The sequence below is a fragment of the Mesorhizobium sp. B2-4-17 genome (assembly GCF_006441275.1).
Taxonomy (GTDB): domain Bacteria; phylum Pseudomonadota; class Alphaproteobacteria; order Rhizobiales; family Rhizobiaceae; genus Mesorhizobium.
The window spans coordinates 47,853-71,239 of sequence record NZ_VFUX01000033.1; the positions used below are offsets into that span (position 1 = coordinate 47,853).

At 63.8% G+C, this 23,387-nt stretch carries 20 protein-coding genes; 1 reads left to right on the forward strand and 19 read right to left on the reverse strand.

All coding sequences use genetic code 11. The features are described 5' to 3' along the window. Window positions 1–168: 168 nt before the first annotated feature. The 18 genes from FJ548_RS23885 to mraZ form a co-directional block, all read right to left on the reverse strand. On the reverse strand, window positions 169–1,038 hold the full coding sequence (locus FJ548_RS23885) for an outer membrane protein assembly factor BamD (RefSeq protein ID WP_140608020.1): 870 nt from the start codon (window positions 1,036–1,038) through the stop codon (window positions 169–171). 262 nt (window positions 1,039–1,300) lie between these two features. Then, the gene (gene lpxC / locus FJ548_RS23890) at window positions 1,301–2,251 is read right to left on the reverse strand and encodes a UDP-3-O-acyl-N-acetylglucosamine deacetylase (RefSeq protein WP_140608022.1); all 951 of its coding nucleotides are present in this window, start codon (window positions 2,249–2,251) and stop codon (window positions 1,301–1,303) included. A 279-nt stretch (window positions 2,252–2,530) separates the two neighbouring features. Beyond that, window positions 2,531–4,219 (reverse strand): cell division protein FtsZ, encoded by a 1,689-nt coding sequence (gene ftsZ / locus FJ548_RS23895; RefSeq protein WP_140608024.1) that lies wholly within the window; start codon window positions 4,217–4,219, stop codon window positions 2,531–2,533. Window positions 4,220–4,285: 66 nt separating this feature from the next. Beyond that, window positions 4,286–5,593, reverse strand: a complete 1,308-nt coding sequence (gene ftsA, locus FJ548_RS23900; protein ID WP_140608026.1) for a cell division protein FtsA — start codon at window positions 5,591–5,593, stop codon at window positions 4,286–4,288. Further along, entirely contained in the window at window positions 5,590–6,531 is a 942-nt protein-coding gene (locus FJ548_RS23905; RefSeq protein WP_140608028.1) for a cell division protein FtsQ/DivIB, read from the reverse strand. Before FJ548_RS23905 ends, ftsA begins: the two co-directional genes overlap by 4 nt. Further along, window positions 6,519–7,445, reverse strand: coding sequence for a D-alanine--D-alanine ligase (locus FJ548_RS23910; protein ID WP_140608030.1), 927 nt, complete (start codon window positions 7,443–7,445; stop codon window positions 6,519–6,521). The genes FJ548_RS23905 and FJ548_RS23910 overlap by 13 nt, the downstream gene beginning before the upstream one ends. 325 nt (window positions 7,446–7,770) lie before the next feature. Then, window positions 7,771–8,736, reverse strand: a complete 966-nt coding sequence (gene murB / locus FJ548_RS23915; protein WP_140608032.1) for a UDP-N-acetylmuramate dehydrogenase — start codon at window positions 8,734–8,736, stop codon at window positions 7,771–7,773. After that, window positions 8,733–10,133, reverse strand: a complete 1,401-nt coding sequence (murC, locus tag FJ548_RS23920; RefSeq protein ID WP_140608034.1) for a UDP-N-acetylmuramate--L-alanine ligase — start codon at window positions 10,131–10,133, stop codon at window positions 8,733–8,735. The genes murB and murC overlap by 4 nt, the downstream gene beginning before the upstream one ends. Continuing rightward, window positions 10,130–11,257 carry an undecaprenyldiphospho-muramoylpentapeptide beta-N-acetylglucosaminyltransferase gene (gene murG, locus FJ548_RS23925; protein WP_140779120.1) on the reverse strand — a complete coding sequence of 376 codons (1,128 nt, stop codon included), beginning with the start codon at window positions 11,255–11,257 and terminating at the stop codon, window positions 10,130–10,132. The genes murC and murG overlap by 4 nt, the downstream gene beginning before the upstream one ends. Before the next feature lies 1 nt (window position 11,258). Then, window positions 11,259–12,410, reverse strand: coding sequence for a putative lipid II flippase FtsW (gene ftsW, locus FJ548_RS23930; RefSeq protein ID WP_140695606.1), 1,152 nt, complete (start codon window positions 12,408–12,410; stop codon window positions 11,259–11,261). Further along, on the reverse strand, window positions 12,410–13,810 hold the full coding sequence (gene murD, locus FJ548_RS23935; RefSeq protein WP_140779121.1) for a UDP-N-acetylmuramoyl-L-alanine--D-glutamate ligase: 1,401 nt from the start codon (window positions 13,808–13,810) through the stop codon (window positions 12,410–12,412). Before murD ends, ftsW begins: the two co-directional genes overlap by 1 nt. Before the next feature lie 8 nt (window positions 13,811–13,818). Then, window positions 13,819–14,901 (reverse strand): phospho-N-acetylmuramoyl-pentapeptide-transferase, encoded by a 1,083-nt coding sequence (gene mraY, locus FJ548_RS23940; RefSeq protein ID WP_140779122.1) that lies wholly within the window; start codon window positions 14,899–14,901, stop codon window positions 13,819–13,821. Between the two features lie 23 nt (window positions 14,902–14,924). Beyond that, complete coding sequence (locus FJ548_RS23945; RefSeq protein ID WP_140779123.1) at window positions 14,925–16,358, reverse strand: UDP-N-acetylmuramoylalanyl-D-glutamyl-2,6-diaminopimelate--D-alanyl-D-alanine ligase; 1,434 nt, start codon at window positions 16,356–16,358, stop codon at window positions 14,925–14,927. After that, window positions 16,355–17,809, reverse strand: coding sequence for a UDP-N-acetylmuramoyl-L-alanyl-D-glutamate--2,6-diaminopimelate ligase (locus FJ548_RS23950; protein WP_140779124.1), 1,455 nt, complete (start codon window positions 17,807–17,809; stop codon window positions 16,355–16,357). The genes FJ548_RS23945 and FJ548_RS23950 overlap by 4 nt, the downstream gene beginning before the upstream one ends. A 56-nt stretch (window positions 17,810–17,865) precedes the next feature. Beyond that, window positions 17,866–19,581, reverse strand: a complete 1,716-nt coding sequence (locus FJ548_RS23955) for a penicillin-binding protein 2 (RefSeq protein WP_140608047.1) — start codon at window positions 19,579–19,581, stop codon at window positions 17,866–17,868. Next, on the reverse strand, window positions 19,578–19,973 hold the full coding sequence (locus tag FJ548_RS23960) for a hypothetical protein (protein WP_140608049.1): 396 nt from the start codon (window positions 19,971–19,973) through the stop codon (window positions 19,578–19,580). The genes FJ548_RS23955 and FJ548_RS23960 overlap by 4 nt, the downstream gene beginning before the upstream one ends. A gap of 4 nt (window positions 19,974–19,977) precedes the next feature. Further along, complete coding sequence (gene rsmH, locus FJ548_RS23965) at window positions 19,978–20,994, reverse strand: 16S rRNA (cytosine(1402)-N(4))-methyltransferase RsmH (protein ID WP_140608051.1); 1,017 nt, start codon at window positions 20,992–20,994, stop codon at window positions 19,978–19,980. Beyond that, the gene (gene mraZ, locus FJ548_RS23970) at window positions 20,991–21,464 is read right to left on the reverse strand and encodes a division/cell wall cluster transcriptional repressor MraZ (RefSeq protein WP_140695625.1); all 474 of its coding nucleotides are present in this window, start codon (window positions 21,462–21,464) and stop codon (window positions 20,991–20,993) included. The genes rsmH and mraZ overlap by 4 nt, the downstream gene beginning before the upstream one ends. A gap of 409 nt (window positions 21,465–21,873) precedes the next feature. On the opposite strand from mraZ, the gene FJ548_RS23975 reads away from it, so the two are divergent. Then, window positions 21,874–22,989, forward strand: a complete 1,116-nt coding sequence (locus FJ548_RS23975) for a cystathionine gamma-lyase (protein WP_140779125.1) — start codon at window positions 21,874–21,876, stop codon at window positions 22,987–22,989. Between the two features lie 9 nt (window positions 22,990–22,998). On the opposite strand, the gene FJ548_RS23980 is transcribed toward FJ548_RS23975, so the two are convergent. Next, the gene (locus tag FJ548_RS23980) at window positions 22,999–23,301 is read right to left on the reverse strand and encodes a type II toxin-antitoxin system RelE/ParE family toxin (RefSeq protein ID WP_140608057.1); all 303 of its coding nucleotides are present in this window, start codon (window positions 23,299–23,301) and stop codon (window positions 22,999–23,001) included. Window positions 23,302–23,387 lie beyond the last annotated feature (86 nt).

The window sequence follows — 23,387 nt, forward strand, 5'->3', positions numbered from 1 at the left end:
GCACGAAAGCAAAAGACTTAAAGCGCGTCGCATGGATCCGTGCAAGCACGACGCGCTTCAACGCGGCACGCGACCGATTGGAGTCGCAGCGCCGCACTATCTTTTTGTTTGCGCATCGGATCAATCCGAAAAAGCGCGCTATGCACGCTTCGGTCCGAGGTACAGCGGTCAGGCGCCGGTGATCAGCTTCCCGGCCTTGGATATCCACGACCCGGCATTCTCGCGCGGCGCCAGCCCATTGCTCTGCAGGAGCTTGTAGGAATCCTTATACCATGGGCTGTCAGGGTAGTTGGTGCCGAGCACCGCGGCGGCGGTCTGGGCCTCCGAGGTCAGCCCCATTGCGTAGTAGCTTTCGGTGAGGCGGGCCAGCGCTTCTTCCACATGACGCGTGTTGGAATAGTTCTCCACCACGGTGCGGAAGCGCTTGACGGCGGCGATGTATTCGCGGCGCTCCAGATAGTAGCGGCCGATCTGCATTTCCTTGCCGGCGAGCTGGTCGTTGGCAAAGCGGATCTTCTGCTTGGCGTCCTCGACATACTCGGAGTTCGGCCAGCGCGTCACCAGATCCTGCATCGTCTGCACGGTCTGGCGCGCTTCCTTCTGATCCTGCGTCACATCCTTGATCTGGCGATAGTAGCTCAGGCCGATGATGTACTGCGCATAGGGGGCGTCATCGGTGGAAGGATAAAGCGCCAGATAGCGTTTAGCTGACGAGATCGCTTCATCGTAACTGCCCTTGCGATAATCGGCGAACGCGCCCATCACCATCGATTTGCGGGCCCATTCCGAATAGGGATGCTGGCGGTCGACGGCGTCGAACTTCTTGCTCGCCTCGTCCAGCCGCCCGGCATTCAGATTGGCGAGGCCTTGATTGTAGAGAACGTCCCCAGGCTCGGTATGGTCGACATAGGTCGAAAGGTCGATATCTTTCTCCGACGACATGCAAGCCGACAGAAAGAGCGATGGAACAACCACCGAAAGCGCCAGGAAAACAGACCACTGCGGCGCTTTCGATTGACCGACTCGCTTGAAGAACATGATTGGATTGCGCCCTTTCGGCGTTATTTCAATGCCCGTTGCATGCAGTTCTCCCAAAACTGGTCCCCACTTTTGAGCGACATGCACTAATCGACGGCAGCAGCCATAGACCATAACCGCCTTGCCGGGCAACGCTATGTCTAGCCAATCGCACATTTTTGTGGCGGTCGGTCGGAGCCTCGGCATCCCTGCGATTTCACCAGCCGATGGTGCATTCCTGCAACACCGGCCATCTCCAAGCGAATCGAAAAAACTAAGGGATTCAGATCATCCAGGGCGCATAGAGCGGCGCATTGACGGCGCTCATCTCGGCCGCGCGGCCACGCTCGCGGCGTGTCGTCTCGACGATCTCGAAAGCCGTGCGGTCCGACAGCAGGCGCCGCAGCGCCGCGGCGTTCAGCCTGTGGCCGCCGCGATAGGAGCGGAAACAGCCGATGAAGCGGGCGCCGCCCAGCGCCAGGTCGCCCATGGCGTCCAGCGTCTTGTGGCGCACGAATTCGTTGGGGTAGCGCAGGCCGCCCATGTTGATGACGCGGTTGTCGTCACCAATCACCAGAGAATTCTCCAGCGACGATCCCAGCGCGTAGCCGGCGGCCCACAGCCGCTCGACATCCTTCATGAAGCCGAAGGTGCGGGCCCGCGCGATGTCACGGCGGAAGATGTCGGCATTGATGTCGGAAGCAAAGAGCTGACGCCCGATCGCGGGACTTTCGAAATCGATCTCGACCTCGAAGCGGGTGCCGTCATAGGGTCTGAACTCCGCCCAGGAAGCACCGTTCTCGATGCGGACCGGCTTGACGACCCTGATGTAGCGCCGCTTGACCGGCAATTTTTCGATGCCCGCCTGGTCGATGGCTTCCACGAAGGCCATGGCGCTGCCGTCGAGAATGGGAACTTCGTGGCCATCGATCTCAATGACGACATTGTCGATGCCGACCCCGAACAGCGCGGCCATGATGTGCTCTACAGTGGCGATGTGCTCGCCCGAAGGATCGCCGAGCATGGTGCAAAGGTCCGTGGCACCGATCTCGGAAAACAGGGCACGGAACTCGCGGCCCTGCCCTTCCTCATTGATAAGCTGGAACACGATGCCGGTGTCGGCATCCGCGGGCAGGAAACTGATGGAAACTTCTTTGCCGCTGTGAACGCCGGTGCCTGTAAGCGACGCGCGCGTCTTCACTGTCGTCTGATAGTCGTGCAAGACAATCCCCATAAGCCCGAAATGCCTAGGTCCGCTTCTCCAGCCCGAGGGCGCGGCTCTTGTGAAATCGGCAGGCAGGGCCACTTCCCCGAAATCCCGGCAGACCGACTATGGTAGGCGGCGAAGATAATGTCCCGGCAAGGAGACTCCAAATCACGGTTTCTTACTCTCTGTAACCGCGAACTGGAACATGTACGGTACCATAAGCTTTTGATTTTTCAGAACTTTAAACGTTAACAGGCAAGCAATTCCTTGCCTGCCTGTTAACACTTGTTACAGTCCGTTAACTACTCAGTTGGCCTGGCGGCGCAGGAAGGCGGGAATCTCCAGCTGATCGTCGTCCTGAGTCGCCCTGGTCTGTGGCGTCAGGCGGCCCTGCTCATCCAGCTGGCCACGGCGCGGCGCGTAGAGCTGCGCGTCCTGGCTGGCGAGGCGGCGCACTTCGGGCGCGGCCTGGCGCAGCTTCGGCTCGCGCGGTTGCGCCGGCTGCAGCCGTGCGGGCTCCTCCTCGCGGCGGGTCAGCCCATTGGTCAGACGCTTCAGCAGGCCCATAGGCCCGCTATTCTCATGGTGGTCTGCCGGACGGCTCTTGGCTTCGACCTCGGCCTTCACGACCGGCGGAAAGTCCTCGACGCGCGGCATGCGCTGCGGGGCCATTGCGACCGGCTGCTGGACCTCACGCAGCATTTCGCGCGGCTGCGGAGCCGGTTGCATCATCTGCTGGACGACCGGCTGCACCATCGGCTGCGGCTGCGCGGGCGGCGCCTGGAAGATCTTGCTCTGCGGGCGAAAATCGTCCGCATGGGCAACCTGTGCCGGGCGCGGCTGAGCCATGGCCGCGGCGTTTGCTTCGGCCAACTGGATCGCTTCCGCGACCGGATCGACGGCGCGCGGCTCGTAAGCGGCCTGCTGGACCGGCGCCGGGCGGCTTTCCACGGCGGCAACAGCCGGCCGGGCGGCCGGCTTCTGCGGCGCGGCGCGGATCGAGATCGGCGCGGCGGCGATTTCAGCGGCCGATTTGTCGATGCCGGTGGCGACCACCGAGACGCGGATGACGCCTTCGAGTTCCTCGTCGAAGGTGGCGCCCAGGATGATGTTGGCGTCCTGGTCGACCTCCTCGCGGATGCGGGTTGCCGCTTCGTCGACTTCGAACAGGGTGAGGTCGCGGCCGCCGGTGATCGAGATCAGCAGGCCCTTGGCGCCCTTCATCGAGGTCTCGTCGAGCAGCGGATTGGCGATTGCCGCTTCCGCCGCTGCCATTGCGCGGCCCTCGCCCGAAGCCTCTCCGGTGCCCATCATCGCCTTGCCCATTTCGCGCATGACCGAGCGCACGTCGGCGAAGTCGAGGTTGATCAGGCCTTCCTTGACCATCAGGTCGGTGATGCAGGCGACGCCGGAATAGAGCACCTGGTCGGCCATGGCGAAGGCATCGGCGAAGGTGGTCTTGTCATTGGCCAGCCGGAACAGATTCTGGTTGGGGATGACGATCAGCGTGTCGACGCATTTCTGCAGCTCTTCGATGCCCATGTCGGCCGTCTTCATGCGGCGCTGACCTTCGAAGTGGAACGGCTTGGTCACGACGCCAACGGTGAGGATGCCCTTCTCGCGCGCGGCCCGCGCCACGACAGGAGCGGCACCGGTACCGGTACCACCGCCCATGCCGGCGGTGACGAAGCACATATGGGTGTTGGACAGGTGATCGATGATCTCGTCGATGCATTCTTCCGCCGCCGCGCGGCCGACTTCCGGCTGCGAACCCGCGCCGAGACCTTCGGTGACATGCGCGCCGAGCTGGATCAGCCGGTCGGCCTTCGACATGGTCAGCGCCTGGGCGTCGGTGTTGGCGACGACGAACTCGACACCGCGCAGCCCGGCAGTGATCATGTTGTTGACGGCGTTGCCGCCGCCGCCGCCGACACCGAACACGGTGATGCGTGGCTTAAGCTCGGTGATGTCCGGCTTCTGCAGATTGATGGTCATTGTCTCCGTCCTTTGCCTTTCACGCCGCTTCGCCGCCGCGGCCGCCTATGGGGCTGCCCCCGTCAATTAGAAACTGTCTCTCAACCACTGACTCATGCGATGCAGTTTTCCACCCGTTCCGGTCATCCTGAGACCGGAAATGCCTTTCGCCGGATGGCTCTCGAAACTCGCCATCTGCGGATAGATCAGAAGCCCGACGGCGGCCGAGAAAGCCGGCCCCTTCGCCGCCTCGGGCAGGCCCGCCACGCCGAGCGGGCGGCCGATGCGCACATTGCGTCCCAGGATACGGCGTGCCGCCTCCGGCAGGCCGGCCAGCTGACTGGCGCCGCCGGTGAGCACGACGCGCTTGCCGACCGCGTTGCCGTAGCCCGACTTGTTCAGCCGGTCGCGCAGGAGTTCGAGCGTCTCGTCGATGCGGGCCCGCACGATACGCGTCATCACCGAACGCGGGATCTGCAGCGGCACGTCGCCATCGTCGCCGATCGGCTGGATCGAAACCAGGTCGCGGTCATCGGCACTGCCCGGCAGCGCCGAACCGTGCATCACCTTGAGCCGCTCGGCGGCATCGAGCGAGGTCGAAAGTCCTTTGGCCATATCGAGCGTGACATGGTTGCCGCCGATGGCGATCGCGTCGCCGTGGATGAACCTGCCTTCCGAAAACACCGAGATCGTGGTCGTGCCGCCACCCATATCGATGCAGGCGGCACCCAGTTCCAGCTCATCATCGACAAGCGCCGCCAGCCCGCTGGCATAGGGCGTCGCCACCATGCGCTCGACCGACAGATGCGAGCGGTTGATGGAGAGCTCCAGGTTGCGCATCGGGGCTGCGTCACCCGTCAGCACATGCATGTCGACGCCAAGCGTGTCGCCGACCATGCCGCGCGGATCGCGAACGCCGCGCTCGGCGTCCAGCGAGAAGCCGACCGGCAGCGAATGGATCACCTCGCGCTCGGCCTTGAGCGCCTGCTTGGCGCCGGCGCCGAGCACGCGCTTGATGTCGGCTTCGTCGGCCTCATGGCCGCCGAGGTTGATGGTCGCCGAAAAGGCTTCGCTCTTCAGCCGGCCGGCGGTCATGTTGACGATCAGCGAATCGACCGTCAGCCCGGCCATCCGCTCGGCGGCGTCTACGGACAAGCGGATCGCATGCTCGGCGCGGTCGAGATCGACCACCACACCCGACTTCACGCCCTGCGATTTCTGATGGCCGATGCCGATGACCTGGATCCGGTGCGAGCGGCCGCGCAACAGCTTGCCGTCATCGTTCGGCTTGAGCTTCGCCACCATGCAGCAGACCTTGTTCGAGCCGACATCCAGCACCGTCAAGGTGCCGGACCGGCGCGACGAGGCATCGCCAGAACCGCCAAGCCAGCTCATATCTTCGTCTCCGGCTTGCGCTTGAGCGTTTTCGGTTTCTCGTTGAGCGCCGCCTCGCGCTGCGTCGCCGCCTCGGGCGTCAACTGCACGACCAGCCGGTCCGTGAGGCGCATGTCGACGGCGGCGATGTCGCGCGACAAAAGCCCGTTGTCATGGTCCATCTTCACGAGTTCCGCGAGTGCCTGGTCCTCGCCATCCTCCGGCAACTTGACGGTGATGCCGTTGTCCAGCTTCAGGTCCCAGCGCCGCTCACCGACACGGATGTAGCCCTTTATGCGGCTGGCGAGATCGGGATATTGCTCGACCTTGGCCAGGAAATCAGGCGCCTTGGCGGGCGCGCCAGTGCCGATCAGCAGCGGCAACAGCACCTGCTTGCCGCCTGAGAAGGGCGCGATGACGGCACCATTCTTCTCGATGACCGAAAGATCACTGCCCTGCTGCCAGAGCGCGAAGGCCTCGCGCTCCTCGACGCGCACTTCCAGCGTGTGCGGATAGACCTTGCGCACCGCGGCGACCTCGATCCAGGGCAGGCCGGAGATGCGCTCGCGCGCGGCCTCCGCGTCGAAGCCGATCAGCGACGTCCAGCCGTCAAGCTCGAGCCTGTCGAGAATGTCGATTTCCGAGGTCTGATGGTTGCCGACCACCTTGACCTGATCGACGGCAAAGCCGGTGCGGGCAGTGATGCTCTGGATGATACCGTCGGCATGACCGCCAAGATAGGCACCGTAGGCGCCGCTCGACGCGAGCAGCACGGCCGACATGATCGCGGAGGAGAAACGCGGCGCCTGGAATTCGCCATCACCAAGGCGGGCGAGCATGCGCACCGGGCGGCGAAGCATGCGTGGCAGCACGAAATGGCCCGATGACAACGGCAGGCCGAACAGCGACGGCACCGCCGCGCCCTTCCCCCTACCCTGTCCCCATTTCAACGCAGACACGAAGCGTCCTCCACCATCCAACTCAACAGTTCACCAAACGAATGCCCGGCCTGGGCGGCGATTTCAGGCACCAGAGATGTCGGCGTCATGCCCGGCTGGGTGTTGACCTCGAGCCATACAACTTCGCCATTTTCGGAGTGACGATCGTCATAACGGAAGTCCGACCGGGAAACGCCCCGACAGCCGACAGCTTGGTGAGCCTTGAGCGCCAGTGTCTGTATTTTTTGGTAAATATTCGGTGAAACTTTTGCGGGGCATTCGTGTTTTGATCCGCCGGCAACATATTTTGAATCGTAGTCGTAGAAGGAATGGCCCGTCGGGATGATCTCGCAGACGCCGAGCGCCACATCACCCATGACGGCGCAGGTCAGTTCGCGCCCATGGATGTAGCGCTCGACCATGACGGTATCGCCATATTTCCACTCGGACGATCCGACGATCTGCGGTGGATGCGACTGCCCTTCAGACACGATGACGACGCCGAAGCTCGATCCTTCATTGACCGGCTTGATCACGTAGGGCGGCTTCATCGGATGTTTGTTCTGGATGGCGAAGCGATTGGCAACCTTCGATTCGGCGACGGGAACGCCGACTGATTTGACGATCTTCTTCGCCTGCTCCTTGTTCATGGCGAGCGCCGAGGCGAGCACGCCGGAATGGGTGTAGGGAATACCGAGATATTCGAGGATACCCTGGATCGTGCCATCCTCGCCGAATGGACCATGCAACGCGTTGAAGGCGACATCCGGCCGAAGCTCGGCGAGCACGGAGCCGACGTCGCGCCCGACATCGACGTGGGTGACCTGGTAGCCTTCCTTCTCCAGCGCATCGGCACAGGCCTTTCCGGAGGACAGGGACACGGGCCGCTCGGACGAGAAACCTCCCAGCAGGACGGCCACATGCTTGCTCTTCATTCCCCGTCATCCCCTCTCACGGCGGACCAAAAACCAAAATTTCCGCAACATTGAGTCCGAGTCTCCCGGCAGGTTGCCCCCCAGACGGAAAACGCGGGTAACGCGTCGAACGACTCAAATCAGGAAACGCTTTGGAGCAGAGAATCAGAGAGTTGATTTACTGGCAAGTGCTTATGATTCCGAGAGATTCACTTTCTGAGAAAATGGACGTGAAAACCGTGTCGGTGAGTCCCCGAAGCAACGCTTTTTGCGCACTCTGGGAACGCGTTTGAAGTTCAACCATCACGTGAACTTCACCGGCAACTAAAGCGAATTGAGATTGAGGTCAGAGCAGTTGGCCGAGAAACTCCTGCACGGCATGTCCGGGCCGGAAATTGCCGATGCGCTGGATCTCCCAGTGCAGGCGGATGCCGGAATGTTCGAGCACGCGCGCCCGCACCGTCTCGCCGAGATATTCGAGGTCGTAACCGGTGGCGGTGCCGGTGTTGATCATGAAGTTGCAGTGCATGGGCGACATCTGCGCCCCGCCGATCAGCAGGCCGCGGCAGCCCGCCTTGTCGATCTCCTTCCAGGCCGAGGTGCCTTCGGGATTCTTGAAGGTCGACCCGCCGGTCTTCTCGCGGATCGGCTGCACGGTCTCGCGGTGGTTCTGCACGGCATCCATCGCCGCCTTGATCACCGCCTTGTCCTCGGCAAACCCTTCGAACACGGCCGAGGTGAAGATCAGCCCGGTCGGTGCGGCCGAATGGCGATAGGCATAACCCATGTCGGCATTGCTCAGCGTCTGGACATTGCCCTTGCGGTCGAGCGCGCGCACCTCGACAACCCGCTCGCGCGTCTCGACGCCATTGGCGCCAGCATTCATCCTGAGCGCGCCGCCAATGGCGCCTGGAATGCCGTGGTAGAAATGGAAGCCGCCAATGCCGGCCTCGAGCGCCACGGCGGCCACGCGCTTGTCGGGCGTCGCCGTGCCTGCCCTGATCCTGATCGGTGAAACAAGTTCGGCCTCACCAAACCCCTTAGCGGAAAGCCGGATGACAAAGCCGGGAATGCCGCCATCCCTGACCAGCAGGTTCGAGCCAATGCCGACGATGGTCAGCGGAATTTCCTCGGGAACCGCCCTGAGGAAGGCGGCGAGATCTTCTTCATCCGCCGGCTGGAACAGCGCCTCCGCCAGCCCTCCGGCACGGAACCAGGTGATCTTGTCCATCTCGGCATTCGGCGTGATACGGCCACGCAGGCCGGCAAGCCGGTCGCCAAGTCTGTCGATCAGGGCCTGGCCGTGCGTCATGAGGCGGCAAGCTCCTTGGGCAAGGCATAAGCCCATTGGGTGATATTGCCGGCGCCGAGGAAGACGACGAAATCGCCGGGCTTGGCGAGATCACGGATGATCGGCGCGATATCGGCCGGTCCTTCGATGTAGCGGGCGTCGCGATGGCCGCCGGCGCGGATGCGCGACACCAGCGCATCGGAAGTCACGCCCTCGATCGGCTCTTCGCCGGCCGCGTAGACAGGGGCGACCATCACCGTATCGGCGTCGTTGAAGCAGGCCGAAAACTCGTTGAACAGATCATGCAGCCGGGTGAAGCGGTGCGGCTGGGCAATGGCGATGACGCGTCCCTTGGTGGCGCTGCGCGCCGCCTTGAGCACGGCCGCGATCTCGACCGGATGATGGCCGTAATCGTCGAAAATGTCGACGCCGTTCCAGGAGCCGGTACGGGTGAAGCGGCGTTTGACGCCGGCGAAGGACGACAGGCCCTTCTTGATCGCCTCCCCGGACAGGCCTAGTTCGTGCGCCACTGCGATCGCGGCGGTGGCGTTCGAAACATTGTGGCGGCCTGGCATTGGAAGCCGCAGGTCCGCTATCGTCTTCTGGCCGCCGGTCTTGCGGTCGCGGATCACCACGTCGAACTCGGACGTGGCACCCGCCATGCGATGGTTGGTGAAGCGCACATCGGCCTGCGCGTTCTCGCCATAGGTGATGACGCGCCGATCCTCGATGCGTCCGACCAGCGCCTGCACTTCCGGGTGGTCGGTGCACATCACGCCGAAGCCGTAGAACGGCACGTTCTCGACAAACTGGCGGAATGCCTCGCGCACCTTGTCGAAACTGCCATAGTGGTCGAGATGCTCGGGATCGATGTTGGTGACGACAGCGATGTCGGCCGGCAGCTTGAGGAAGGTGCCGTCGCTCTCGTCGGCCTCGACCACCATCCATTCGCCGTCGCCCATGCGCGCATTGGTGCCATAGGCATTGATGATGCCGCCATTGATGACGGTCGGGTCGAGCCCGCCGGCTTCGAGCAGCGTCGCCACCATGGAGGTCGTCGTCGTCTTGCCGTGCGTGCCGCCGATGGCCACCGCCTGGCGGAAGCGCATCAGCTCGGCCAGCATCTCGGCGCGACGCACGATCGGCAGCAGCCTTTCACGCGCGGCCTTGAGCTCCGGATTGGATTTCTTGATCGCCGTCGAGACGACGATGACCTCGGCATCGCCGAGGTTTTCGGCCTTGTGGCCGACGAAGCATTCGATGCCCTTGTCGCGCAGGCGCTGCACATTGGCGCTGTCGGCCTGATCGGACCCTTGCACCTTGTAGCCGAGATTGTGCAGCACCTCGGCGATGCCGCTCATGCCGATGCCGCCAATGCCGATGAAATGAACGAGGCCGATGGTCTGCGGCATTTTCATGCGTGCGTCCCCTTTCTGAAATCCGAAACGGTTTTTCTGGACGCAATAGCCTCTGTGAGATCGGCGAGCAACCTTGCCGCGTGCGGCCTGCCAGCCGATTTCGCGCCTGCCGCCATCGCCGCCAGCCGCTCGGGGGCGTCCATCAGTCCGCCAAGGAGGACTGCGATGCGCTCGGGCGACAGCGAGGATTGTGGGTGCACCTCGCCGCCGCCGGCGGCGGCAAGGGCCGCCGCATTTGCCGCCTGGTCGTGGTCGAGCGCGTAGGGATAGGGCACCAGCAACGCCGGTCGTCCGATGACGGCGATCTCCGAGACCGTCGAGGCACCGGAACGTGAGATCACCAGATGCGCCGCCGCCATGCGTGCCGCCATGTCGGTGAAGAAGGGCGAAACCTCGGCGGCGACGCCAAGCGCGGCATAGGCAGCCTTCACCCGCCCCACGTCATCGGCACGCGCCTGCTGCGTGATCGCAAGCCGCTTGCGCTGTGCATCGGAAAGCAGTGCGATCGCCCCAGGCATGGCATCGGAAAAGAACTGGGCGCCCTGGCTGCCGCCGAACACCAGCAAGCGGAACGGCTCCTCCCCGGTCGATGCCGCATAAGGTGTCTTGGCCGCTTCCAGCACAGCCGGCCTGACCGGATTGCCTGTCGTCACCGTCTTGGCGCCGGCGGCACTCGCGTCCTGCGGCAGGAAGCCGCCGGCTATGGCATCGACACGGCCGGCCAGCGCCCGGTTGGCGCGCCCCATCACCGCGTTCTGCTCATGGATCAAAGTCGGCACCTTGCGCCGCGTCGCCGCATAGAGCGGCGGCAGGGTCGGATAGCCGCCGAAGCCGACGACGGCATCCGGCTTGATCCTGCCGATGATGGCCGAGGCCTGCCGCACGCCGCGCCAGATTTTCCAGAAGGCCCCGAGCAAGGTGAAAGGGTTCTTCGAACCCATCGTCGCCGACTGGATCGGATGGATGGCGGCAGCCGGGAAGCGGCCGGCAAATCGCTCGGCCCGGTCGTCCGTCGCCAGATGCACCGTCCAGCCACGCTCGGCGAGCTCATGCGCCAGCGCCTCGGCCGGAAACAGATGTCCGCCGGTTCCGCCCGCCGCGAGAAGGATGACACCCCTCGCCATATCACTCCGCCGGCAGGGCGCGCTGTGGCAGCGTGAAGCCCATCTGCTTGCGTTTTTCAGGTCGCTTGCGCGTCAGCGCCAGCACCATGCCCATGGAGATGGCGATCGCGATCTGCGAGGAACCACCGTAGGAGATGAAGGGCAGCGTCATGCCCTTGGCCGGCACAAGCTGCAGGTTGACGCACATGTTGATGACGGCCTGCAGGCCGAACACGGTGACGAGGCCGCCGACCGCATAGCGGGTGAAGTCGTCATGTTCCTTGAGTGCCGTGTTGAGCCCGCGCAGCACGATGAAAGCGAAGATCGACATGATGAAGAAGCACATGATCAGCCCGAACTCCTCGCCCGCGACCGAGAACACGAAGTCGGCGTGGCTGTCGGGGATGACCCGCTTGACCGTGCCCTCGCCCGGCCCGACGCCGAACCAGCCGCCATTGATCAGCGCGTCGCGCCCCATATCGACCTGGAACGTGTCGCCCTCGCCGGTGAGGAACTTGTCGATGCGCAGGGCAACGTGCGGAAACACCGTATAGGCGGCGAAGACACCGCCGACGCCGGCGGCGCCCAGCACGATGATCCATAGCCAGGGCAGCCCTGCCATGAAGAACATGATGCCCCAGGTGCCGGTCGTCAGCATGGTCTGGCCGAGGTCCGGCTGCGCCACCAGCAGTGATACGACGAGCACCAGAAGCAGCATGGCGAACAGGTTGCCGGGAATGTCGGGCTGGCGCTTGTGCTCGGCGAACAGCCAGGCGCACATGATGACGAAGGCCGGCTTCAGGAATTCCGACGGCTGGATCGACAGGCCGGCGAGCGAAACCCAGCGCCGCGCGCCCTTCACTTCGACGCCGACATAGAGCACCGCGACCATCAGCACCAGCATGAGGCACAGCATGATCAGCGACATGCGCCGGATCTGCCTGGAATCGAGGAAGGATACCGCCAGCATCACGCCGAGCGCCGGCACGGTGAAGATGATCTGCCTGGTGGCGAAGTGGAAACTGTCGAGGCCGATGCGTTCGGCGACCGCCGGGCTCGCGGCGAAGGACAGCACGATGCCGAGCCCCATCAGCGATAGGAATGCCGCCAGGAACCAGCGATCGATCGTCCACCACCAGGTTGCGACGGGACTTTTATCGAGACGGCTCTGCATTATCGTGCCCCTCCGATGGGTTTGACGCCATCTATAGCGCTCGCAGCTTGCCTGAAGGCTTCGCCGCGAACTTCGAAATTCTTGAACTGGTCGAAACTGGCGCAGGCCGGCGACAACAGCACCACCGCCTCGCCGCCATCCTCCTTGGCCGCGTCATGCGCGGCGTGCTCGACCGCGGCGGCCAGCGTCCCCGATATCTCGTAGGGCACCGCCTCGCCCAGCGTCGCCGAAAAAGCGGGCGCCGCCTCGCCGATCAGATAGGCCTTGGCGATGCGCGGAAAGAAGCCGCGCAGCGGTTCAATCCCCCCTTCCTTGGGCAGGCCGCCCGCGATCCAGTAGATGCGGTTGAAGCTGGACAGCGCGGGCGCGGCCGCATCGGCATTGGTCGCCTTGGAATCGTTGACGAACAGCACATGGTCCTTGCGGCCGACCTGCTCCATACGGTGGGCGAGGCCCGGGAAACTCTCCAGCCCGGACTGGATCTCGCCGAGGTCGAGGCCGACCTTGAGACAGGCGGCGACCGCGGCGAGCGCGTTCTGCGCATTGTGCTGGCCCCGCAGCGAGCCGATACCTTCGAGGAAGGCGACCCGGCTGTAGCGGCCGTGCACGGCTTCCATCAGCTTGGTGCCGTCGGCGAAATAGCCATCGGTCAGCGGCAGCCGCTTGGAAATGCGGATGACCTGCCGGCCTGCCCGCTCCAACCGCTCGGCGATCTGCGCGCACCAGGAATCGTCAATGCCGATGATTGCCGTCTCGCTGCCCGCCACCAGGCGCTCCTTGATCGAGGCGTAGTGCTGCATGGTGCCGTGGCGATCGAGATGATCTGGTGTCAGGTTGAGCAGGATACCGGCCGTCGGGTTGATCGATGGAGCAAGGTCGATCTGGTAGGACGAGCACTCGACCACATAGTGGCGGTCAGGCTTCGGCGGATGGAGCGTCATCACCGCGCGGCCGATATTGCCGCCCATCTGCGTGTCGCGGCCGGAGGCCTTGAGGATATGCGCCGCCAGCGCGGTCGTCGTCGATTTGCCATTGGTGCCGGTGATGCCGATGAAAGGAGCCGTCGGCGCGCTGAGCATCCGCTCCCTGCAGAACAACTCGACGTCGCCAATGATCTCGACGCCGGCGCCGCGCGCAAGCTCTACCGTCCAGTGCGGCTTGGGATGCGTCAGCGGCACGCCGGGCGACAGCACGAAGGCCGAGAATTTCGCCCAGTCGGCGCCGCGCAGATCGCCGGTCGCGATGCCTGTGGCGGCGGCCTTGGCGACACTGTCGGGATTGTCGTCCCAGGCCAGCACCTGCGCGCCGCCCTCGATCAGCGCGCGCGCCGTCGCCATCCCCGAACCACCCAGCCCGAAGAGCGAAACCTGCTTGCCTGCGAAGGATGCGGCGGGGATCAAGGTGTTGCCTATCTCAGCTTGAGGGTCGACAGGCCGACCAGCGCCAGGATGACGGCAATGATCCAGAAGCGGATCACCACCTGGCTTTCGGTCCAGCCGAGCTTTTCGAAATGATGGTGGATCGGCGCCATCAGGAAGACGCGCTTGCCCGTCATCTTGAAGTAGCCGACCTGAATGATGACGGACAGGATCTCGACCACGAACAGGCCGCCGACGATGACCAGCACGATCTCGTGCTTGGTGGCCACCGCGACCGTGCCGATCAGGCCGCCCATGGCCAGCGAGCCGGTGTCGCCCATGAAGATTGCCGCCGGCGGCGCGTTGAACCAGAGGAAGCCGAGGCCGGCGCCGATGACGGCGCCCAGCACGACCGCCAGTTCACCGGTGCCGGGAACGAAATGGATCTGCAGATATTCGGCGAACACCGCATTACCCGAGAGATAGGCGATGACGCCGAAGGATGCCGCCGCGATCATGATTGGCACGATCGCCAGACCGTCGAGGCCGTCGGTCAGGTTCACTGCATTGCCGGCGCCGACGATGACGAAGCAGGAGAACGGAATGAAGAACCAGCCGAGGTTGAAGATGAATTCCTTGGCGAAGGGGAACGTCAGCGACGACGAGAACGGCGCCTGGCCGTTACGCATGATCACCCAGGCGGCGATGCCGGCGATGATGAATTCGAGCCCCAGCCGCGCCTTGCCGGAAAAGCCCAGATGCGACTGCTTGGTCACCTTCAGATAGTCGTCGTAGAAGCCGATCGAGCCGAAGCCCAGCGTCACCAGCAGCACCACCCAGACATAGATGCTCGACAGGTTCGCCCACAAGAGCGACGATCCGATGATACCGGACAGGATCATCAGTCCGCCCATGGTCGGTGTGCCGGCCTTCTTGAAATGCGTCTGCGGCCCGTCGGCGCGGATCGGCTGGCCCTTGCCCTGGCGCAGCCGCAGCGAGTTGATGATGGTCGGCCCGAAGATGAAGACGATCAGCGCCGAGGTGATCAGCGCCCCTCCGGTGCGGAAGGTGATATAGCGGAAAACGTTGAAGACCGAGATCTTGTCCGCGAAATCGACCAGCAGTGTGAACATGCGCTTTTCGTCCCCGGCTTGATCTAGGTCAGTTTGCTGGTTGTCGTTTCAGCCGGGTATTTGCCCAGCAAAGCATCGACCAGTTTTGCAAAACCGATGCCCTTCGACGATTTGATCATCACCACGTCGCCCGGCTTCAGCGCGGCAAGCAGCACCGGCTTCAGCTCTTCGACACCCGCGCGGTATTCCGTCTTGATATCGTCCGGCAGCGCTTGCGCCAGCGCCCGCATTTCCGGACCGCCGAGAAAGACGGTTCGCGTGCCGGTGCCGACGATGAGATCGGCAAGAGCGGCATGCAGATTGACCGAGTGGTCGCCGAGTTCGAGCATATCGCCAAGCACGGCGATGCGCCGGCCCTCGCCCGTTACCGGCGTCGCGTTCAGCAGCGCCATGGCTGCCTCCATCGAGGCGGGATTGGCGTTGTAGCTCTCATCGATCAGGGTGATCGTGCCCTGTGGATGCCGCAGCACATGGCGCCTGCCGCGCCCGCGCTCGGCGGAGAGATCAGCCAACGCCGATGCCACTTTGTCGAGATCGGCGCCGACCAGATGCGCCGCGCCCAGCACCGCCAGCACGTTCTGCACCATGTGCCGGCCGGGTGCGCCGATGCGGGCCGTCACCTCGCGGCCGCCGATCCTGGCGGCGATGTCGGAATGGTCGGCATGGAGTTCGCATTTGGTGAGCCTGAAGCTCGAGCGCGCATTCTCGCCGAAGCCGTAGACATGCTCGACGCCGGCGGCATGCGCCATCTTGTCGAGAAGCTTGAAGCGCGCGTCGTCGCGATTGAGGACGGCGGCACCTTCGGGCTCCAGCCCTTCGAAAATTTCGGCCTTGGCCTGGGCGATCTCGTCCAGATTGCGGAAGAAACCCAGATGCGCGGCCGCGATCATGGTGACGATGGCGACATGCGGCCGCACCATCTTCACCAGCGGCCGGATCTCGTCGGGATGGTTCATGCCGATCTCGAACACGGCATAGTCGCAATCGGCAGGCATGCGCGCCAGCGTCAGCGGCACGCCCCAATGATTGTTGAAGGACTGCGCCGAAGCATGCACCTTGCCGACGGCCGACAGCACATGGCGCAGCGCTTCCTTGGTGGTGGTCTTGCCGGCCGAACCGGTCACCGCGATGATTTTGGCCTGCGAACGGGCACGTGCCGCGATCCCGAGCTTCTCCAGGGCGGCCAGCACATCCTCGACGACGATGATCGGTGCTGTCAGCCGGCCGAGAGACGGCAGCTTGCCCTCCGCCACCACCAGCACGCCGGCGCCGGCCTTGATGGCCGCGGTGACGAAGTCGTGGCCGTCCATCGCCTCGCCCTTGATGGCGAAGAAGGCGTCACCCGGCTGCAGGCTGCGGCTGTCGATCGAAATCCCCGATATGCCTTCGGGCATAGGACCGAGCGGCCGGCCGTCCATGGCGGCAACCAGCGCCTCGGAGGTCCACAGAAGACTCATGCGGCACGCTCCCGCAGGGCGGCGCGGACTTCCTCGTGATCGGAAAAATGCAGGGTCTCGGAGCCGATCGTCTGGCCTTCCTCATGGCCCTTGCCGGCCACGATCAGCGTGTCGCCGGCATGAAGCATGCCGACAGCCTCGTGGATCGCCTGGCGTCGGTCGCCGATCTCGATGGCGCCGGGTGCGGCGGCAAGAATGGCGGCGCGGATCGTCTCGGGCACTTCCGAGCGCGGATTGTCGTCGGTGACGATGACGACATCGGCAAGCCGGGTCGCGATCTCGCCCATGATCGGCCTTTTTCCCCGGTCACGGTCGCCGCCGCAACCGAACACGACCATGACGCGGCCCGTCGTGAACGGCCTTACCGAGGCCAGCACGTTTTCCAGCGCATCGGGCTTGTGGGCATAGTCGACATAGACTGGTGCGCCGCTGGCAGTGGTTCCGACGAGGTCGAGGCGGCCAGGCGCGCCCTTCAGTTTTTCCAAGGCCATCAAGGCTTTGGCGATGGGCGTTCCCGTGGAAATGGCAAGCCCCGCCGAAACCAGTGCGTTCGCGATCTGGAAATCGCCAGCCAGCGGCAGATCGATCTCGTGAATCACGCCGTCGGCCTCGACCTCGGCGCGTTGGCGGTGGCGCTCATGCTCGACCCGCTTCAGTTTCAGGAAATCGCCGTGGCGGCCAACCGTCAGCACCTGGAGCCCGGCGGCCCGCGCCGCCTGGATTGTCGGCGCCGACCACGGATCGTCGGCGAAAATGACCGCCGGCGCGCCTTTCGGCAGCAGCGTGTCGAACAGGCGCAGTTTGGCGCGATGATAGTCCTCGACCGTCGGATGGTAATCCATGTGGTCGCGGCCAAGATTGGTGAAGCCGCCGGCCGCCAATTTCACACCGTCGAGGCGGCGCTGGTCGAGCCCATGGCTGGAGGCTTCCATCGAGGCATGGGTGACGCCGGCATCGGCCAATTCCCTCAGCAGTTGATGCAGGGCGACCGGATCGGGCGTCGTCAGTGAGCCATACTCGTTGCGGCCGGGCGCCACCACGCCGGTGGTGCCGATCGAAGCGGCGGCATATCCCGCCTGCTCCCAGATCTGCCTGGTGAAGGCGGCGACCGAGGTCTTGCCGCTGGTGCCGGTGACGGCGACCATGGTTTGCGGCTGCTTGCCGAAATAGTTGGAAGCGCTGAGCGCCAGTGCCAGGCGCGGATCGTCGACCACCAGCACCGGAACCGGCAGTCCGGCAACGGAACTGCCTTTGCTTGTCACGATCGCAAGCGCGCCGCGCCTTGCCGCGTCGGCAGCGTAGGCCGCACCGTCCGCTTTGGTGCCGGCGAGCGCAAAAAAGACGACGCCCGGTTTTACCTGGCGGGAATCGGACGAAATCCCGGTGACCTCCAGATCGGCGGAATCTGTTCCTTCGACTGGCAGGACACCGGCTAGATCTCTGAGCTTCATTGAGTTCCGTTCACCGCAATATTAAAGAGCGCGCAGTCGCCGGCGCGCCCCAAGAATCACTCATAGGAAACCAGCGTTGCACCATTTTCATGGCTGAAATCGGGTTTCACGCCAAGCATGGCCGCTGAACGCCTGATAATATTGCCGGCGATAACCCCCGCATTTGCGGCCGCAACGTCTGTCATGCCAGGCTTTTCCGGGTGCGGGGCGTCGGCAATCGTAAACACCAGGTATTGCGGATCGTCCATCGGGAAGGCGGCGACGAAGGTATTGAAATTCAAGTCTTTCGAGTAACGGCCGTTGATGACCTTCTCGGCCGTTCCGGTCTTGCCGCCAACGCGGTAGCCGGGAACTCTGGCGTTTCTGGCCGAACCCTTCTCGGCGTTGAGCGAATAGAGGTAGCGCATACCTTCGACTGTCTTTTCGCTAACCACTTTCTTCGCCGCCGCCATCGCCTCCTGCTGGCTGCGGACCAGGAATGTCGGCTGCATCAGGTAGCCGCCATTCATCAATGCCGCGCAGCCTACGGCCGCCTGCAGCGGCGTCGTCGACACGCCGTGGCCGAAGGCGATGGTGAACGAATTGACCTGTTTCCAGACCTTCGGTTCGGTCGGGCGGGCGACTTCCGGCAGTTCGGTCTGCATCCTTTCCAGGATGCCAAGGCGATGCAGGAATTCCCTGTGCGCCTCGATGCCGACCAACTCGGCCTCCCTGGCCGACCCGATGTTGGACGAATAGAGGAACACCTCCGGCAACGACAGCACACGGTTCTTGCCGTGGAAATCATGGATGGCCTGATGCCCGACCCGGATTGGATGCGAAGCATCGAAGCGGCTCGCCATCGTCGCCTTGCCGGAATCAAGCGCCATGGCCGATGTGAAGCTCTTGAAGGTCGAGCCCATCTCATAGAGACCCGCCGACATCCGGTTCAGCCGGTCCTTTTCCTGCGCATTGTAAGGATTGTTCGGATCAAAATCCGGCACCGATGCCATGGCTATCACTTCGCCGGTCTTGACGTTCAGCACAACGGCGCCAGCGCCGACGGCGCGATAACGCTCCAGGCCGGCGGCGATCTCGTCGCGCACCACATGCTGGACCCGCAGATCGATCGAAAGCTTTACTGGCTTGAGATCCTTGGCCACCGCCAAGCCCGACGCCTGCAGATCGCTCAGGCCCTGCTCATCGATATATTTCTCCATGCCGGAGATGCCCTGGTTGTCGATGTTGGTCAGGCCGACGACATAGGAAGAGGTCTCGCCGCTCGGATAGAAGCGGCGCTTTTCGGTACGGAAGCCGAAGCCGGGAATGCCAAGCTGCATGATGTCGGCTTGCTGCTTGGGCGTCAGCTGCCGCTGCAGCCAGACGAAGCCGGCACCGCTCTTGAGCTTGTGGTAGGTCTGCTCGTAATCGATCTCGGGCAGCACGGTCGACAGTTTTTCGATCGCCTCGTCGGCATCGACAATGCGGCGCGGCTCCGCGAACAGCGACGCTGTCTTGATGTCGGTCGCCAGCACTTCGCCATTGCGATCGACAATGTCGGGCCGCGAGGCTGTGATCCGGCTCTGCGGGCCGCCCGACAGGTCGGGCGTCTGGAAACCGAGATAGACCAGACGCCCAGAAATGGTCGAGAAGATGCCGAAAAACACCGCCATCGTCATCACGATGCGCGCCTTGCCCTTGCCGCCGGTCGCCTTGCGGGCGCCGTCGACAACGATCGATCCATCTTCACCCGTCCTGGCGCGACGCTTCAGCAGTTTGCCAATTCCGATCATTGGGCGATGCCTCCGGTCACGACGGGGTCCCTGCCGCCCGAGGGCGCCTTGTCGGAATTGTCGGCCATGGTGCCTTGGCGTCCGTTCAGGATGTCTTGAATGTCCAGGGCCTTCGCCGGCAGATCGCTCAAGCCCACGATCTGGCGCCCGCTGACCGGCTCGAGTGCGAGTTGCGACTTGTAGAGTTCGGTCAGCTTCTGCAGCCGCGACGGTTGGGTGAGCAGGCTCCAGTCGGCCTTGAGCAGGTCGATCGTCTCCTCCTCATAACGGATCTGGGTATGGATCTTCTGCACCGCCGCCAACTGGTCCTCGGCCTCGCGCTTGGTTTTGTAGGTCAGGGCCGCAGCCGAAACCATGACGGCGATCAGGACAATGTCGCTGGTACGGAACACGTGCTTACCTCTCCCCCGGCCGGTCGATACCGGGAAGTTTTGGAAGGCCGAAGATCGAAAAATCGCCGGCGCGCGCCGGAGCCTCGGTGCGGATCGCCGCACGCAGCCTGGCCGAGCGGGCGCGCGGATTGGCCGCGATCTCGGCGTCGCCGGGCGTCACGCCGCCACCGGTCTTACGGAAGGTGGCGCTGCGCGCCTGCGCCTCGGGCATGTAGCGCGAGCCGCTGGCGGCATCGGCGCGGTCGGCGATGAAGCGCTTGACGATGCGGTCTTCCAGCGAATGGAACGTCACCACGACGAGGCGTCCGCCCGGTTTCAACGCGCGTTCGGCCGCGAACAGGGCCTTGGCCAGTTCGCCAAGCTCGTCATTGACGAAGATGCGCAGCGCCTGGAAGACGCGGGTGGCGGGATGGATCTTGTCCTTCGGTGCGCGGCCGATATGCGTCTCGATGGCGTCAGCGAGTTCGAGCGTGCGTTCGAATGGGCGCTTTTCACGGCGTGCCTCGATCATGCGGGCGATGCGGCCGGCGTGACGCTCTTCGCCGAGGAAGCCGAAGATGCGGGCGAGATCGCCCGGCTTGAAACTGTTGACAACATCGGCGGCGCTCAAGCCCGCCTGCGCCATGCGCATGTCGAGCGGCCCGTCGGTGCGGAAGGAAAATCCGCGTTCGGCCTGGTCGAGTTGCATGGAGGACACGCCAATGTCGAGTACGACGCCGTCGGCGCTCTCGACATGTTCGTCGAGCGTGGAGAACGGCGCCTGCACCAGCCTCAGTCGGCCGCCCGACTGCGCCTCGAGGGCGCGCCCGGCCGCGATCGCATCAGGATCGCGATCGATCGCCACCACGGAAGCGCCGGTCGCCAGGATGGCTTTGGTGTAGCCGCCGGCGCCGAACGTGCCGTCGATGATGATGTCGCCCTCCGCCGGCGCCAGTGCCGCGAGCACTTCGCCAAGGAGGACCGGAATGTGGCGGGCCGATCCGCCAACGGCGTGAAGGTCATCGCCGTGGCCCGCCGTCATTCCGGTCGCTCCCCAGCCTTGGCCTCGTGAGCCTTCGTCCCCTGCCGAAGCTGCAAAAGCCTGGCCCGCGCCTGCGCCCCGTAGGCGGCAAGCCGTGCCGGCTCCCAGATCTGAAAGAAATTGCCACGGCCGACAAAGGCCACCTCCGCCGAGATGCCAGTGTGCTCGCGGATGAAATCGGTCATCGTGATACGGCCATCCTGATCGAGTTTCAGGAATGCTCCGTCGCCATGGCAGAAGAACGACATGTCGTCCGCCGTCTGCAGGAAGGGATCTTCCTGAGCGATGCGCTGCTCGTAGCGATCGAGAAGATCGAGCCCGCCGACATCCATCGCCGGCAGATCGAGACAGCGCAGTGCGTAAAGTTCCGAATAGCCGCGCTTCTGCACGACAGCACGGAAATGCGCCGGAACGGACACCCGCCCCTTCGCATCGATCCTGCTCACCGTGTTCGACAGAAACCGGTCCATCACACGTCACAGCCGCTTGCGCCGCCGCACCCCTCTTCATCGTGTCGCACGCGCCGCCGCAGCGCGTTCCCTGCCCCGCACTCACCTCGTCCAAACAGGCAAAAACCGGCAAACGCGCAGCCGCCGCGGCTGCCCGATTGGCGTACGCTTTAACCTGACACGGAACGAAGGCTTGAGTGTTGGAATGGGATATCATGGGGCACTATGGGCGTCAACGGGAATAAGCTTCACAAACACGCGCGCCGCGACCAATCAGAGCAGCCGCTGCGGCACGTCTCGTTTTTATGATCCATTAAGCCTAACGAAGCGTTTAGAGCCGTCTGGCCCAACCGGACGCGCCTTGCCGCGAACGGCTGCCGGGCATAGCGTCGCTCGCGTCCGACCGGTCACCAAGAAGGGTTGAGAATCGATGCCAGGATCAACGAACACACGCGCCGCGGCACTTCCTCATCTGCGCAACAGCGGGCTCGCAAAGGGCGATCCGATTCCTCTGCCGCTGACCATGGCCGCCATCTACCACACGCCCGGCGACGCAACCGGTTATGACCAGTATGGCCGCTTCAGCAACCCGACATGGGCTGCCGTCGAGCACATGCTATCTCATCTGGAAGGCGCGCCCTGCGTGGCCTTTCCCTCGGGGATGGCCGCGATTTGCTCGGTGTTTTTCGCGCTGCTCAAGGCTGGCGATCGTATTCTGCTGCCGTCGGACGGCTATCACACGACAAGGGCGCTGGTCGACCGTTTCCTGAAACCGTTTGGCGTCGATTGCGATGTCCGCCCGACATCCACCTTCCTCGATGGAGGCTTCGACGGCTATCGACTTGCCTTCGTCGAAACCCCCGCCAATCCGGGGCTGGACATCTGCGACATAGCGGCCGTTGCCGCGGCGGCCCACAAAGCAGGTGCGCTGCTTGCGATCGACAACACGACGATGACGCCTTTTGGGCAACGACCGCTCGATCATGGCGCCGATATCGTGGTGGCCGCAGACACCAAGGCGCCCAATGGCCATTCCGACGTGCTGTTTGGCCATGTCGCCAGCCGTAATGCGGATATCATCACCGCCGTGACCGGCTGGCGCGAGGTGTCAGGCAGCATTCCCGGGCCGTTCGAAGCCTGGCTGGTGCATCGCGGCCTGGAGACACTCGACGTGCGCTTCGACCGCATGTGCTCCTCGGCGGAAGTGATCGCCCGACGGCTGCAGGGCCACAGAGCGATCAGCGGCCTGCGTTATCCCGGATTGGAAAGCGACCCGTCGCACAATCTTGCCCGTGCGCAGATGGAACGATTCGGCTTTCTGATCTCGTTCGAACTCGCCTCGGAGGAGAAGGCCGAGGATTTCATCAACAATTGCCAGCTGATGCAGGCGGCGACATCTTTTGGCGGCGTCCATACCTCGGCCGAACGGCGCTTGAAGCGCGGCGATGCGGTGCCGCCAGGTTTCGTCCGCGTCTCCGTCGGCTGTGAACCGGTCGAGGAACTCTGGAAGGCGATCGAGGCCTCGCTGGACGAGATCAGCGGGTGAGCGGATCCGTCACGACCCGAGATCGTCGGCTTCGATCTTGCGATGGCCGTGCAGCACGCGAAGAATTTCGATCGCGTCGCCGCTGACACAATAGAGAGTGAGATAGTCACCGACGACCAAATGTCGGGTGCCAGGCGCAATATCATCGCGTGGCGCGCCTGAGAATGGATAGGCGGCCAATTGTTGCCACCGTGCTTCGATGCGATCGAGCAGCCGGTCGGCTGCAGCCTCGTTATCGCGCGCAATATGCAACCAGATCGTGATCAGATCGTCTTCAGCGCGTGCGTTCCGGAGAATCGCCAGCGAATTCATGCTGCACTGCTAGAGCATAATCTGACCTGACGGAATCGCGAGGGATTCCCATCGGCGAGAATATCTGATTCATCATGTCTGCTGGA

Bases quoted from the DNA above. Each gene is read 5' to 3' on its own strand.
- FJ548_RS23955 (WP_140608047.1), bottom strand. From the start codon at position 19,581: ATGATCGGAATTGGCAAACTGCTGAAGCGTCGCGCCAGGACGGGTGAA.
- FJ548_RS23885 (WP_140608020.1), bottom strand. From the start codon at position 1,038: ATGTTCTTCAAGCGAGTCGGTCAATCGAAAGCGCCGCAGTGGTCTGTT.
- rsmH (WP_140608051.1), bottom strand. From the start codon at position 20,994: ATGACGGCGGGCCACGGCGATGACCTTCACGCCGTTGGCGGATCGGCC.
- FJ548_RS23945 (WP_140779123.1), bottom strand. From the start codon at position 16,358: ATGAGTCTTCTGTGGACCTCCGAGGCGCTGGTTGCCGCCATGGACGGC.
- murC (WP_140608034.1), bottom strand. From the start codon at position 10,133: ATGAAAATGCCGCAGACCATCGGCCTCGTTCATTTCATCGGCATTGGC.
- mraY (WP_140779122.1), bottom strand. From the start codon at position 14,901: ATGTTCACACTGCTGGTCGATTTCGCGGACAAGATCTCGGTCTTCAAC.
- ftsZ (WP_140608024.1), bottom strand. From the start codon at position 4,219: ATGACCATCAATCTGCAGAAGCCGGACATCACCGAGCTTAAGCCACGC.
- mraZ (WP_140695625.1), bottom strand. From the start codon at position 21,464: ATGGACCGGTTTCTGTCGAACACGGTGAGCAGGATCGATGCGAAGGGG.
- FJ548_RS23980 (WP_140608057.1), bottom strand. From the start codon at position 23,301: ATGAATTCGCTGGCGATTCTCCGGAACGCACGCGCTGAAGACGATCTG.
- ftsA (WP_140608026.1), bottom strand. From the start codon at position 5,593: ATGAGCTGGCTTGGCGGTTCTGGCGATGCCTCGTCGCGCCGGTCCGGC.
- murG (WP_140779120.1), bottom strand. From the start codon at position 11,257: ATGGCGAGGGGTGTCATCCTTCTCGCGGCGGGCGGAACCGGCGGACAT.
- ftsW (WP_140695606.1), bottom strand. From the start codon at position 12,410: ATGCAGAGCCGTCTCGATAAAAGTCCCGTCGCAACCTGGTGGTGGACG.
- FJ548_RS23975 (WP_140779125.1), top strand. From the start codon at position 21,874: ATGCCAGGATCAACGAACACACGCGCCGCGGCACTTCCTCATCTGCGC.
- FJ548_RS23950 (WP_140779124.1), bottom strand. From the start codon at position 17,809: ATGAAGCTCAGAGATCTAGCCGGTGTCCTGCCAGTCGAAGGAACAGAT.
- murB (WP_140608032.1), bottom strand. From the start codon at position 8,736: ATGACGCACGGCCAGGCCCTGATCGACAGACTTGGCGACCGGCTTGCC.
- lpxC (WP_140608022.1), bottom strand. From the start codon at position 2,251: ATGGGGATTGTCTTGCACGACTATCAGACGACAGTGAAGACGCGCGCG.
- FJ548_RS23910 (WP_140608030.1), bottom strand. From the start codon at position 7,445: ATGAAGAGCAAGCATGTGGCCGTCCTGCTGGGAGGTTTCTCGTCCGAG.